This is a genomic window from Enterococcus ureasiticus (assembly GCF_001730285.1).
Taxonomy (GTDB): Bacteria; Bacillota; Bacilli; order Lactobacillales; family Enterococcaceae; genus Enterococcus_L; species Enterococcus_L ureasiticus.
Window position 1 is genome coordinate 629,756 of the sequence record NZ_MIJZ01000001.1, and the last position, 14,057, is coordinate 643,812.

Below are 14,057 nucleotides of genomic sequence, written 5' to 3' on the forward strand. Positions count from 1 at the left end.
TTCTATCAATCGTATTCAAAAAAAGTAATGAATAATGCATATAAAATATACGCATTATTCATTACTTTTCATTTTTTTAATTGTGGATACCTAATGTCATAGCATTCGCAGCAACAATTACGGTGCTTAGAGACATCAAAATTGCTCCAACGGCCGGGTTCAATAAGATTCCCCACGGGGCTAGAATCCCGGCTGCGAGTGGGATTGCAATAATATTATAGCCAGCTCCCCACCAAAGATTTTGAATCATTTTACGTCTTGTTTGCTTAGCTAAATCCAAAAAACGAAGAATATCTTTTGGGTCACTATCAGTCAAAACTACATCAGCTGAATCAATTGCAACATCTGTCCCAGCTCCTATAGCAACACCGATTGTCGCTCTAACTAAACTTGGCGCATCATTGATCCCATCACCAACCATCATGACTTTTTTCCCTTCACTAACATAGGTTTGAATGATTTTCTCTTTATCTTCTGGCAATAACTCTCCATGAAATTCATCAATTCCTAAGTAATGGGCAACTGACTCGGCAGCTACTTTATTATCACCTGTCAACATCACAGGAATGATTTCTTGCGCTTTTAAATCAGCGATGAATTCTTTTGCTTCTGGTTTTACTACATCTCCCAGTGCAATCATCGCTACTAATTGCTCATCGATAATTAAGTAGCTTAACGTATTTCCCTGTTCTTGGTAGCTCTGTTTCAATGAAAGATCAAAAGAAATTTTCAAGCGATCTACTTCTTTTTCATTAACAATTTTAGTTGCGTGTCCATTCACATTACCGATTAGTCCTATGCCAGAAATATTTTGGAGATTTTCTGCTTTGTAAGGAGAAATAGCTTTTTCTTTTAGATAATTCATGATACCGATTGCTAAAGGGTGATTGGCATTGTTTTCTAAAGCACCGATCACTTTTAAAGCTTCTTTTTGCGTGATTTTATCAGTGAACATTTCAATTCCTGTTACTGTGAATTTACCTTGGGTCAAAGTACCCGTTTTATCTAACATAACATACTGCATATCGTTCGCTTGTTCCAGAGCATTTCGATTTTTTAATAACAAACCATGTTTTGCTGCAATTGAAGTAGAACGGGCCACAACTAAAGGAATTGCTAAACCTAATGCATGAGGACAGGCAATAATAAAAACTGTTACCATTCGTTCAAATGCAATGCTTAAATCTTTATCGATAATCAGCCAGACGATAAATGCTAATAGACCTGTTCCAAGTGCTATATAGAATAACCATTTAGCAACTCGATCTGACAGAGATTCTAATTTTGATTTTTCAGTCTGAGCCTTTTTGACCATATCCATCACTTTTGAAAGGTAGCCTGTCTCACCTGTACCCGTTACGCTTATTTCGATGGTTCCGCTACCGTTGACAGAGCCTCCAATTACTTTATCTTTTTCATTTTTTGTGACTGTTTTTGATTCACCTGTGACCATCGATTCATCAACTGAAGTATTCCCTTTAATGATTATGCCGTCTGCAGGTATTTTATCTCCTGACCGAACGACCAAGTGATCATTTTCTTTGACCTCCTGCAAAGATACTTCTTCTTCACTACCGTCTTTATTCAATCGCTTGACTTTATCTGGCAAAAGTTCAGCCATTTTCTGTAAAGCATCACTAGCATTTGAAATAGCATTCATTTCGATCCAATGTCCTAGTAGCATGATAACGATCAAGGTTGCTAGTTCCCAGAAAAAATCCATCACATGATTGTGCGGCATCAATTTATTCATAACAAATGCATAAATGCTATAAAAATAAGAGACTGAAATTCCCATGGCAATCAGCGTCATCATCGCTGGACTTTTTTGTTTCAGCTCCATTTTGGCTCCACTCAAAAATGGTTCTCCACCATAAAAAAATAAAATAGAAGCCAGAATCAGGACCAACCAATCCGAGCCTGGAAAAGTAAATTGAAAAGGTAAATCAACACCCATCATTGGTGAAAGAAAAATAATTGGGATTGCAAGAACCAGTGAAAGCCAAAATTTTTGTTTAAAATTTCCCATATGCATGGAATGATCCATACCAGACATCTGGTCATGATTATGAGGCGTCATTGAGCTATGATCCATATTTTCTATTTTATGAGGGTGTTCATCTGCATGTTTTTCTTCATTGCCATTCATTAAAAATCCTTCTTTCTCTGTTTAAGATTTGTTTGTATAGTAACCTCACTTTTGAACAATTCTTTGTGGAAAAAAGTAATATCCTCGTTTAAAGCATAGCACAACAAATCTTTTGGGAAAAATAAAGTCTCTTAATTCATAGAAACATGATTTCTTTGCGTATATTAACTTTAAGACATTTAATTTAATGCCAAGTATAACTCTTTAGCAGCCAAAGCGCATAAGCTTTTTTCTCTTTGATCCTATTGCGTTTTCTATTGTATGAATCCTTGATATATCTATATACACTTTTCTTTGACTCCTGTTTTATTTCAATGTACATTTGTTTGATTGCTTTTCGATTCGCTTTGTATTTTTTCCGATTTCCTCCAGTAAATCCATAAAATATATCGATTCCTTCTGACTCTTTAGTGATCGGGGAATGTAGGAATAATTCATTTTGAGCTTTCTTTAATTTTTTTAGTAACGCTTCTGTTACTTGTTTATCAAAGTTTTGTTTTATGATTACCTTACATAGTCGTGTATATTCGATTTTAGCAACATGATTGTAAACTTGACTTGCGTAATCTAACCCTTTATATAAGATATTTGCACTAAAAGACATATTTACTAATAGCTTATACTGATGTACACAATGTTCCTCTATTTTTTGATTGTTATCTTGATGAGGAATTTCTTTGTTCAGTTTTTCTAAAAATTGATATAAAAGATGATTTTTTTGCTCCTCAACTCTAGTTATTTTTTTCATTTACACTTATCCTCCTTTAAAATGAATGATTTTCGGCATTTTTATTTTGTGACTATATCAAAAAAATGTGTATTGTATCTAGTAGATATTTTTCAGATGTTAAATATATAAAATCGTACTCAAAATATCATGATCAACTAAATACAAGTACATTTAGATTGAAAAATGACGATTGAAAAATGACGAATAAATAAAACTAACAAATTGAATACATTTCGGTACAAAAACTATATCATGTTGCAAAGGACATTACAAGAACAAAATGAAAAAAAAACGGTACACCTCTTCTGGAAACAATGATATAGTAGAAGAAATAATCTTTAGCTCATTGTACTTTTTATTATCCAGTTTCATGAGCTAAACGCTAGGAAAAAAGATGAAATCCACCTGTGACCAAAAGCATCACAAGTGTATTTCCCTATTTTTCTACGGGTTTTGACGAGCCCATTTTACTTTTAATTTAAGGAGGTATTATTTTGGAAATAGATTTAAAAGAAGCAGGAAATAGAATCAAAGAAATTAGACGCCAGCATAAATATTCAATGGCCCTTTTTTCAAATCTGGTTGGAAATTCTAGTGCCAGTACAGTAAATAATTGGGAAAAGGGGAACAACCTGCCTAAACAAGATAGATTAGAAAAAATAGCTATACTTGGTAATACAACAGCTGATTGGATTCGTTATGGAGAATTCACAGAGTATGTAAAAAAATTACTAACTGAAGCCAGTTTGCGGAAAAACCTTGCTGATGATCAGCTTGAAGAATTAATTCATGTATTAAAAAAATATAAGATCACTTATTCTCAAGATTTAAAGATTCTAACTACAGCGAATGAATTGTTTCCAGATTTATTTGAAACGAGGTATCAATTAGAACTTTCAGAACAAAAAACGTCATTGATTGCTGAAGATTTTACAACGTACAGGATTGAACAAAATGATCGTTATAGATCTGACTTTCTACCAATGATGGAGGAATTATTACATGATTCCAATCAAAAAGAAATCAATGCTTCTGTTTTATTTCTGGTATTCGACCTGTTAAAACGCACTGAAACAAGTAAAAATTTTCTATCAATCTCTCAAATTTTTACTATGCTAGCTGAAATTCTCACTAATGATATAGCCTATAAGAATAAACTCTCATCAAAAGTAGTTGATTATGCGGATTTAACGAAAACACGGAGTAAAGGGAAACCCTTATCTGAGAAAACTGTGAAGAAAAAATACGAACAAACTAAAAAAGATTTAGTCGATTTACTTGATAAATTTTATTCAGATTACAATGAAAAATAGCGTTTCTTCACTATTAGAATATTGTTCTAGGAACTGTTACAAATATTCTTTCTTATTAATAGTAAGTTTCATATATTACAATTAGATGATACCTTTGTTGCCAGATTTTAAATTTCACCATTTTCTATTAATCTTATTATTTAAGCATGACTATTACTCATAGATTATGGTATACTTTATCTTGTGTTATTGAAGAGTAATAACAATGACTTTGTTAAAAAGGCATTCGTTTAAAATGATTAATATAAAGCGAGGAACATAACTTGAGGAAAAAATTACTGGTTACAATTTCATTTATGTTATTAGTAAACACTGCACCGATGAGTGTATTAGCTGATGAAATCGATCAAAAAATTGAAAATCAAACAAAGAAAATCGAAGATATCGTAAAAAATGAAAAAGATGCCAAAGATTACTTAGCTACTTTAGAAACTGAGATCACAACGATCGAAACAGAATATAACGCAGTCCTCTCTGAAAAACAAAAACATGAAAAAGAAATGAACAAACTGAATACAGATATAACTAATTTAGAAACTAAAATAAAAAAAAGAAATGAACAGTTACGTGCTCAAGCGAGAACGACTCAAACAAATCACGAGCAAGAATCCATGCTGACTGTTTTGTTAAGTGCTGAATCGATTTCTGATGCAATTACAAAAGCTATAGCTGTTAATACATTAGTAACTGCAAATAATGATATTTTGACTGCTCAAAAAGATGATAAAAAAGAGCTTGATACATTAAAAGTATCATTAACAGAAACATTAAAAACACTCGAGAAAAAGACCGAAGAGCTTGAAGAAAAAGAAGCTACTTTAGCAGAAGCAAAACTTGAGCAGAATGTAAAAATCAATGAGATTGCTGCAAGTCTTGCAAACGAAACTGCTGAAAAAGATAAATTTGTTAAACAAAAAGAAGAAGCTGTAAAAAGAAAAGAAGCCCAATTAAAGGCAATTGCCGAAGAAAAGAAAAAAGAAGCGCAAGCTAAAGCAACTGCTGAAAAACAGGCAAAACAAGCAGCACTTGCTCCTACTCAAACAACTGAAAAAGAAGAACCTGTAAGTGTACCTGATACAAATAATGATACTAGCAATAACGATGTCGCTGATGACAATCAACAAGCACCTACTCCACCAGTATCTTCTGGCGGTTGGTCTGCTCCAGTAGCAAATTTAACCATCACTAGTGGATTTGGTGGTCGTGAAGATCCTACTGGAATATCAGGAAGCTTCCATGATGGAATTGATTTTGGTGGAGCAAGTGGTACACCGATCATGGCTGCTGGATCAGGTGAAGTCGTTAGTGCTAATTACAGTGGTATGGCTGGAAATCATGTTGTGATTAAGCATAGTAATGGTTACTACTCATACTACTTACACATGAGTAGCTTAAGCGTTTCTGCTGGACAAAGTGTTAGCGCAGGGCAAAATTTAGGCGGCATGGGAACTACTGGAAATTCTACTGGTGTTCATTTACATTTTAGTATTTCAACAGGATTATGGAGTGGATTTGTTAATCCCGCACCATTCCTTGGTTTATAATAATCAATCGATGATAAGAAACCAGACTAGTTCTGGTTTCTTATCATTTTTTTATTGGATGATAGGTTATTTTTTATCTTTTCATCGATTCGTTTAACCTCTGCTAACGAACGTGATATAATGAAGATAGATAAAGAAAGGTGCTGATTAAAATGATCAATAACTACTCAAACATCTTAGTTGCTGTTGATGGATCAAAAAATGCTGAGTTAGCCCTACAGCATGGTGTTGCTATCGCAAAAGAAAAAGATGCTACTTTATATTTATTATCTGTTGTTGATGAAAATGCAATCAGTCATAGCTCTTATGCCTATTCAAAAGTGCTTGCTGAAGAAAAGGAAGCTATTGAAAAAGAACTGTTAAAAAATATTTATTATGCTACTGAACAAGGTTTAGATAATGTGGTACCTATTGTTGAAATTGGCAACCCTAAAGAAATGATTTCTTCGGTTGTCCCTACAAACCAAGCAATCGACTTGATTATTATCGGGGCTACGGGTAAAGGAATGATTCAATCCAATCAACTTGGTACTACAACGAGTTATGTTGTACAGTATGCGCCTTGTAATGTCCTTGTCGTAAAATAATTACTTTGTTTTTGCATAGTTAAAGAGCGTACAGTCAGCGTTTAAATCGTTGACTGTACGCTCTTTTCTATGTTAATTCATTACTTTCCCTATAACAATAAAGCGATGCTGCCTGTTATAGATGAAGCCTTTATTCAATAATTCTTTTTGAATTTCAATCAACTGATTAAAATGAGTTTCTACAGTAAATTCAGGATATTCCCACGGAATTCTTTGTACATAATAAATCAATCCTTCCATATCATAGAAGTATTGATATGGAAAATATTCTTTGGCAAACATAATATCGAAATTTTCTTCCACTAATTCTTTCTGTACTATTTCTAACGACCAATCCTTTATTTTTGGTTGAAGATTCGTACACAATTTTTCTGAAAGAATTTGCCCATTTTGATCACCAACTTGTTGTGTAATAAACACCCCACCTGGTTTTAATACCCTACGAACTTCTTTTGGATCATATGACGCATGACTATTTAAAACAATATCAAAAGAATCATTTGGAAACTCCAATTGATCCCTTTCGTCAACAAAAGCTATTGTTACACCTTTTGGCTGAAGTTGCTTTTGTAATAACTGATAATTTGGCAGCCAACCTTCTGTTACCGAAGTCTTAGAGTACGGATGATTGAATGTCAGCAGTAATTCTCCTCCACCCGTTCCCATATCTAATAAATTCATTTCACTAGATAAATACTCACGAACAAGATTGGAATAACTCCAAGGTAAGCCTTCTTGTTCCCAGCGATTTTTCATGTATGAAAAATCCCAGCCTCTAAACTCTATTTGTTCAATAGTTTGCCAATACTTTTTTAACTCTATTTTTCTCATAACTATCCTTCCTTACACTTTATTTTAGCGTTATTGTAAGTTAGATACAGTTATGCTTTGTTCTGATAGAAATGATTGTACTTGATACAGCCTCTATCAGCGCTATAACTGTATCAAGAAGTTACTTCGTAGCATCACTTTTCGTTTCATTTCAATCAACTCCTATATTTTTTGATAAATTTTAATCCAATATTAACCCATAAAAACCCCATGATCACACAAAATAGTAATGCACATAATAGAAATACAGCACCACTATAAAATTTTTGGGATACTATATTCTCAGATAAAGGAATAACAAAAATAAATAATAAAATTGCAAATAAAACACCCGTAAGATAAATAAGCCCGGTTGAATAATAATAACTGGATGTTCCTGATAAATCTCTATCTGTCGGCAATACATTTTTACCTTGACCATTAGAATATCGAGTTTGATTCGTATTCATTGCATCAAATGTGCTCTTGTTGATAGTCGATCGTTCAGAAAATTTTCTTTGCTGTTCTCGTTCATTCATTTTTGTCACTCCATTTTTATTGACTGCTTACTTTCTTTTCTTCATTATACCATCAATCCGCCACTTTGATTTTTAAATAATCTAAAAGTAATGTACAGAACATCATATTCGCCCATGAAAACCATTCACGAGTGTACTGCGCTGAATCGTTTACATTGATTCCTTCATGCATATGATTTGTACCGGCATCTGTTTGAACAAGTGTATTTAAAAGTTCAGCTTTTTCTGATTGCTCATCTGTCGTTAACCCTTCTATACATAATGCAATCGGCCAAACATACTCTTTGGGCGTGTGCTCACTTCCCACACCTTTCAGCTCAGTTCCTTCATAGTAATAGGGATTCTCAGCAGATAAAATCAGCGCTCGGGTATTTTGATAAACAGTATCATCGATTGCACAATAGACTAAATAGGGTGCTGCTAACAAACTAGGTACATTCGCATCATCCATCAAGAGATAGTTTCCTAGTCCATCTACTTCATAAGCATAAACTTTTTTCCCCAGGTGCTCAACGATTCCCCATTTAGTAATTCCTTGATTAATTTCTTTTTTCAGCTGATTGGCCTTTTCTGCAAGTTGCTTGTCATCGTAAATCTCTTTAGAAATTTCTTCTAAATAGGTTAAAACAACAACAGCAAACATATTTGCCGGAATCAGATAATTGTATGTACAGCGGTCATCACTTGGACGAAATCCGGACCAAGTCATACCTGTATATCCACATGGTTCACCTAACCCATTATTCGAAAGCGTATCTTCTGGTCTTTCATCAAAACGCTCAAAACGATAAGGCGAATTTTCATGGTATTGTTCCGTTTTAAAAACACCAATAATCGTTTCTATCGCACGCTTAAATTCGTTGGTGAAATGGGTTGTTTCTCCAGTTTTTTTCCATAATAAATACGCTAATTCGATTGGGTAACACAAAGAATCGACTTCATATTTCCGTTCCCAGATCCAGCCATTCATTTCTGTAATATCCTGATGGTAGCAATGTCCATTTTCAGTTTCATTAAAAGCATTGGCATATGGATCGATCAAAATGCATTTCACTTGGCGATCCACCAATCCACGGATCAATTGTTTAATTTTTTCATCTTCATTTGCCACGGTTAAATAAGGTTTCATTTGAGCTGATGAGTCCCGTAGCCACATTGCTGGAATATCACCAGTAATCACAAATGTATCATCTGCTGTTGTTCTTACCGTTGTTTCTAATGTATTATCAAAACAATTTGAGAATACTTCACTCCATCTAGGATTGCTAGATTGTTCAGCTACTTCTTTTTTTATATTTTCAATCACTGATTTTGAATAATTTATACTCATAATGATTCCCCTTTTTACTTTCCTTTTAAGATCACTTCTGATTTTATCCAAGACTTGATTGTGTCTTCATGATACATTGCTAAAATTTCTGTATATAAAATGTCGATCACAGTAAGCACTGGAATTTGAGGTGATATTCCGCCCATATCTTTTTTCCCCATAGAGCTTGTTAAACAAAAAGCATCAGAAAAGTCTTGATACGGACTTTTTTCGTTGGCTGTGATTACGATCACTTTAGCATTTTTTTCGGAGACAATTTTCACTGCTTCTTGAACCGCTTCATTGTCACCAGAAATCGAGGATACAACGACAAGATCACCTTGTTGAACGCCATGAGCCATCATCGCAATCGAATGCTCGTCTTTGATCACGTTGACAATTTTGCCAAGTCGGGAGAATTTAAATTGAAAGTCTTCTCCGCAAAAAGCATTATATCCTGTTCCCCAATAATGAATGATTCGCCCAGCATCGATCATTAGTGCCGCTTTTTTGACTTCATCTTTGTCAAGTTTCTCGATGATATCATTAAGCAACAAAGAATAATTCAAATTTACATAGCTAATACTTGAATCGGTTTGTTTTTTTGCGCCTTTACTAGAATATTTATATAAGTAAATCAGTTCTTTATAATTAGCTAAACCAATTTTTTTACAAAAACGGGTGATCGATGAATTGGACACACTAAGTTTTTTAGCCAACTCTTGAATTCCAAGCTCCTTATTCCCATCAAGAAAATACTGTGCAATCACACGTTCTACATCAGTAAACTTCTTTTGGTTTGCCTGAATGATTAGTTCGATGTAACTTTCCATGTTTAGATCACGCCTTTCTTTATAGTAAAAAACAAGAGGTGACTGGGACATGACTCTGTAAGTCACAATCCAGTCACATGAAGTCTGGATAAACGGTGGGAGCAAAAGCAGCTCCTGTCTCAGCCTCTTCTCTCTTATTCTCTATGAATCCTTACTAATCTTGTGCATTAAGTAATTGGCTTTCATCAAATTTCATATTCATACGTACAAACGGTGCATAAATGAAGACATCCAAAACAACTAATACAGCTGTTAAGATCACTGGACTCAGATGGAACGCTCCTAAAATCCAAGTACTTATGAAAATTGGTTCATTTCCCGAATTTAGCACAACCAGTGGAACGACCCAACCGATTTTAGTCACGATATACGCAACGATTGCATTAAATACTGGTACAAATACAAACGGGATGAACATCAATGGATTGAGTACGATCGGGAACCCAAAAATAATCGGCTCATTGATCCCGAATAATCCAGGAATAAAGGAAAGTTTTGCTACTTCACGACCACTGTATGTTTTAGGTGTAAAAATCAAGATTGCTAAAATCAATCCGAACGTCGCACCTGAACCACCGATCATCGCGTATACATTTGTCATCGTATTTGGTGCTACAGAAATATCAGCGAAACTTTTTGTTTCAGCAAATTTCGCAACGTTTTCTAAGAAAATTGGCAACCATAACGCTGAAACAACACCCCAAACAATATTAAATCCATGTAATCCTAAAAACCACAAGATTTGTTCTAATAAAATAACGACGATAATTGCAGGTAGGCCCGTTCCAACAGAAGTTAAAGGTTGGACAAATAGTTGACTGACCATATCCATAAAGGAATTAAAATCAAAAGCTTCGATTACTACTTTCATCACAGAACAAACTAATAATACAATAGAAATTGGAATCAATGCGAAGAAGGAATCAAATACATTAGGTGGAACATTCCCCGGTAGTTTGATAGCAATTTTACGTTTTGCCAAAACTGAATAAAGAAATACTGCCAATAATCCGACGATCAACGCAGTAAACATTCCTTCATAACTGAAGAAATTATTTGCGTAACCTTGAACGACTTCAGCAGAACTATCCGCAAAATTCACATTGTTGGGTACCATAACAAAGTAAGCAGCAAAGGCTAATAACGTCGCCAACAGTGGATTAATATTGGCTTCAGGATGCTTTTTCATCAATTCTTTTGCATAATTATAAGCTGTAGAAAAAACAATCAGTAAGGCTACGATCCCAAGTGTTCCTAGATAAACATTGCCAAAAATCGCAGAAGCTGTTTGACCGATTGCTGTTTCTCCAAAAAATGCATCGATCTGCATCTTGATCAAATTAGAAAATGATCCAACTACCGTAAAAGGGATACTGCTGATAAACGCATTTTTGATTGCTTGTAGTACACTGTTATTGTCTACTTTATTGGCGATTTTTAATAATGGCTCTTGAATTTTCTCAATATTTATTTTCATCTTAACTCGACCTTTCCCATGTTATCTTTCTATTGAAATTGTTTTGATTTCTCCTGGTTTAAATGTGCCTAATGAAACTTCCTTTAACTTACCTAAAGATTCAAGAAAATCGCCATTTAAATCAACCAAACAAACATTAGACTCAGTTGCTAAAGTTATTTTTTCATTTGCGACTTCTTCTACCAAGGATGGATTGTACAAACGTATATTGACCCTATGACCATCACGACTTAATTCCAATGCACTAAATACCAAATTTGAGTTGTTTAAATCAACAAATTTCTTTAAGGGATGCAATTGGTCTACTTTATTACTTTGGAAATATTGAATTGGATTAGTAAAGCGATTCAATGTTTGAACTTGATAATATGGACTCAAAACAGAATAGGTTTGGTATTCTTTTTGGATCATTACAGGATCAAAATCATCCGTTATTATCAAGGACAACTCCATTTCTAAATCCCTTAATAATTGACTATCTGGTGTAGGGATATAACGATACTGATTCCCTGAGGCATCTCCAGGTCTTCTTAATAACTCTGGTCTACCTAAGAATCCTACGCCTCTAAATAATGTAATATACATACTGCTATCAATCACTTGATATTCCTTGATTCCTTTACTCATTATCGACCAGCTAGTAGTTTCATCATGAATGTTTGAATAGTGGATCATTGGATAGATTTCTGTTGGTTCTTCTTTCCAACCAAGTGTTTTCCAATCATGAATATGAGGATCTTGATTATTTCTTTCCACAGTCCCAAATAATGTATCCGCATAACTGACGTGACTTTCAACTGGCGTTTTTACAACTAGGCGCATACGATGATCCATGGCTTGGTTGTTAAGTTTAACTTTCATATCGATCCGCTTAGAATCTTTACTTAATGACAAGGTAAAGGTATAGTCGATCTTAGTATTTAATTCCCCTATTTTTCTAGCCTCTAGATCTTTTGGTACTGACCATTCTCCGTGTAAGGTCATCGTAGAAAGAAAAGGTCCGGTTTGAAATGTAACATCTGTCGTATCAAAGAGTAACTGATGGATTTTATCATGATAAGCAGGTGAATAATCATACGTATCCCCTTCGTCTCCTGATTCTTCCATGTATAAACAGTTTTCGTATTTTTTACCTTGGTTCTTCGCTAAAATAGAGAACTGGCCTTTTGAAAATGAGATTTTGTATGCTTCATTTTCAATAATTGCATTTTCTGCATTAGAGGGTATAGCGCTCTCGTTTGATCCAGTTTGTTCTTTCACTGTCACGATCGTATAGCTAAGCGACTTTGTTTCTTTGGTGAAGCTTACTTTGTGGATATAGTAATATTTTGCTTCGTCATAATCACTTTCTGAACGTCTGACTTCACCAGCATAGACTTTTTCTGTAGACAAGATTTGGCTATCTAACTCATTGCCATTTTCGTCAAACAGCTTGATGTCTGCATGTTTTGTACTTACTTCTACCACATATGGGTCCGTTCTTGTGTAAGGCAATGTGTTAAATAAAATCAAATCATTTTTTTTGATTCCTTCTATTGACTCAGAAATTTTTCTTACTAGATAGTCGATCGTTGAATACGATAATTGATCTGCTTCTTTATATCTAGCTAAAATCATTTCATTGGTTTTATCTGTATTACACCCGCCGATACTATCATGTGCATGGTTTTTTAATAGTAACTTCCAAATATAGTCAAGCAGTTCTCGTTTAAAAGGAATTCCTAGGTCATCTGCCATCAACATCAGTGGTTCTAACTGAAAGATCATGCGATTTTCGATTGTGTCATTTAATTTTTTTAAATCATATCTTGACGAATAAATTGAACGGTGGATTTTTGAAACACTGCCACTCATAAACTCACCTTGAACGGTTGGTAATTCAGTTGTTTTTTCTCTTAATAAATTAAAAATATGAGGATAATTGCTTTCTTCGATTTTGTATTCGGTACCAAATTGTTCGTTCACTTCTTGAATAATTGCTTTTAAATCTCGATCAACTGCGCGCTGATCTCCACCAACCGGTAATGTTACGACTTCTGTTGCACTATCCTCAGACACAAGATCTAGCATCGCTTTTTTCTGATAGAGTTCTCCTTCAACAAGAGCCACTCCTGCATAATAACCATTTCGAATATTGATCGTTAATACTTTTGAACCATCTTCAGCAGTCCAGTAAAACTCACGACTTTTTGTAACTTCATTAGGCATCCCCCGCCAAAAAACTGCATCTGTGATGCCAAAACCATTATAAATTTTCGGCATATCTTTGCCTTGTCCAAACGAATCTGGTAGATAGCCCAATAAAGTATGACCACCTAAACGTTTCGACATATCGATCCCGATTTGTAAATTCTTGACGACTGATTCACCCGCCACCACAAATTCATCCATTTGTGTATACCAAGGACCAATAAATAGTTGATTGGCTTCAACTAACTCTTTAATTTTTGTTTCTTTTTCTGGATAAACTTTTAAGTAATCATCGATAATACTTAACTGACCATCCAAGTAATAGTAATCTAGTTCGTTATTTTCTAATGCATAAATCACCTCGTCCATATGATAAGAAAATTGGATAAACGCTTCATTATCACTGAAATACCACTCACGGTCCCAATGGGTGTGTGCGACGATATGGATCTTCTTCATTTTATATTCTCCTTCCTCACTGTTCTTCTTTAATATACGCTGTATCATTTGAAAAGAGAACGATTTCGGTAATATTTTCAACTATTTTCTTTTTAAGATTGTTTTAATGAAAATATT

11 protein-coding genes are annotated in these 14,057 nt (G+C 34.3%); 3 read left to right on the forward strand and 8 right to left on the reverse strand.

The features are described 5' to 3' along the window. Positions 1-76: 76 nt before the first annotated feature. Positions 77-2,149, reverse strand: coding sequence for a heavy metal translocating P-type ATPase (locus BCR21_RS02970; RefSeq protein ID WP_069645019.1), 2,073 nt, complete (start codon positions 2,147-2,149; stop codon positions 77-79). 184 nt (positions 2,150-2,333) lie between these two features. Next, a complete protein-coding gene (locus BCR21_RS02975) occupies positions 2,334-2,897 on the reverse strand; it encodes a hypothetical protein (protein WP_069645020.1) in 564 nt (187 codons plus the stop codon). Between the two features lie 476 nt (positions 2,898-3,373). Here BCR21_RS02975 and BCR21_RS02980 point away from each other — a divergent pair, with 476 nt between their 5' ends. The 3 genes from BCR21_RS02980 to BCR21_RS02990 all read left to right on the forward strand — a co-directional run bounded on the left by BCR21_RS02980 (position 3,374) and on the right by BCR21_RS02990 (position 6,323). Then, positions 3,374-4,192, forward strand: a complete 819-nt coding sequence (locus BCR21_RS02980) for a helix-turn-helix domain-containing protein (protein ID WP_069645021.1) — start codon at positions 3,374-3,376, stop codon at positions 4,190-4,192. 263 nt (positions 4,193-4,455) lie between these two features. Beyond that, positions 4,456-5,736, forward strand: a complete 1,281-nt coding sequence (locus BCR21_RS02985; protein WP_084013204.1) for a murein hydrolase activator EnvC family protein — start codon at positions 4,456-4,458, stop codon at positions 5,734-5,736. Between the two features lie 152 nt (positions 5,737-5,888). After that, on the forward strand, positions 5,889-6,323 hold the full coding sequence (locus BCR21_RS02990; protein ID WP_069645023.1) for a universal stress protein: 435 nt from the start codon (positions 5,889-5,891) through the stop codon (positions 6,321-6,323). 72 nt (positions 6,324-6,395) lie between these two features. Here the strand turns inward: BCR21_RS02990 and BCR21_RS02995 are convergent, their stop codons facing one another. The 6 genes from BCR21_RS02995 to BCR21_RS03020 form a co-directional block, all read right to left on the reverse strand. Then, a complete protein-coding gene (locus tag BCR21_RS02995; RefSeq protein WP_069645024.1) occupies positions 6,396-7,154 on the reverse strand; it encodes a class I SAM-dependent methyltransferase in 759 nt (252 codons plus the stop codon). A 155-nt stretch (positions 7,155-7,309) separates the two neighbouring features. After that, complete coding sequence (locus BCR21_RS03000; protein WP_069645025.1) at positions 7,310-7,672, reverse strand: hypothetical protein; 363 nt, start codon at positions 7,670-7,672, stop codon at positions 7,310-7,312. A gap of 52 nt (positions 7,673-7,724) precedes the next feature. Continuing rightward, entirely contained in the window at positions 7,725-9,002 is a 1,278-nt protein-coding gene (locus BCR21_RS03005) for a glycoside hydrolase family 125 protein (protein ID WP_069645026.1), read from the reverse strand. Between the two features lie 14 nt (positions 9,003-9,016). After that, entirely contained in the window at positions 9,017-9,814 is a 798-nt protein-coding gene (locus BCR21_RS03010) for a MurR/RpiR family transcriptional regulator (RefSeq protein WP_069645027.1), read from the reverse strand. A 154-nt stretch (positions 9,815-9,968) separates the two neighbouring features. Continuing rightward, positions 9,969-11,291: a PTS sugar transporter subunit IIC gene (locus BCR21_RS03015; protein WP_069645028.1), complete on the reverse strand. Its 1,323-nt coding sequence runs from the start codon at positions 11,289-11,291 to the stop codon at positions 9,969-9,971. A gap of 21 nt (positions 11,292-11,312) precedes the next feature. After that, on the reverse strand, positions 11,313-13,940 hold the full coding sequence (locus BCR21_RS03020) for a glycoside hydrolase family 38 N-terminal domain-containing protein (RefSeq protein WP_069645029.1): 2,628 nt from the start codon (positions 13,938-13,940) through the stop codon (positions 11,313-11,315). Positions 13,941-14,057 lie beyond the last annotated feature (117 nt).

Coding starts and splice junctions, on each gene's coding strand:
- BCR21_RS03010 (WP_069645027.1), bottom strand. CDS start 9,814: ATGGAAAGTTACATCGAACTAATCATTCAGGCAAACCAAAAGAAGTTT.
- BCR21_RS03000 (WP_069645025.1), bottom strand. CDS start 7,672: ATGAATGAACGAGAACAGCAAAGAAAATTTTCTGAACGATCGACTATC.
- BCR21_RS02995 (WP_069645024.1), bottom strand. CDS start 7,154: ATGAGAAAAATAGAGTTAAAAAAGTATTGGCAAACTATTGAACAAATA.
- BCR21_RS02990 (WP_069645023.1), top strand. CDS start 5,889: ATGATCAATAACTACTCAAACATCTTAGTTGCTGTTGATGGATCAAAA.
- BCR21_RS03020 (WP_069645029.1), bottom strand. CDS start 13,940: ATGAAGAAGATCCATATCGTCGCACACACCCATTGGGACCGTGAGTGG.
- BCR21_RS03015 (WP_069645028.1), bottom strand. CDS start 11,291: ATGAAAATAAATATTGAGAAAATTCAAGAGCCATTATTAAAAATCGCC.
- BCR21_RS03005 (WP_069645026.1), bottom strand. CDS start 9,002: ATGAGTATAAATTATTCAAAATCAGTGATTGAAAATATAAAAAAAGAA.
- BCR21_RS02970 (WP_069645019.1), bottom strand. CDS start 2,149: ATGAATGGCAATGAAGAAAAACATGCAGATGAACACCCTCATAAAATA.
- BCR21_RS02975 (WP_069645020.1), bottom strand. CDS start 2,897: ATGAAAAAAATAACTAGAGTTGAGGAGCAAAAAAATCATCTTTTATAT.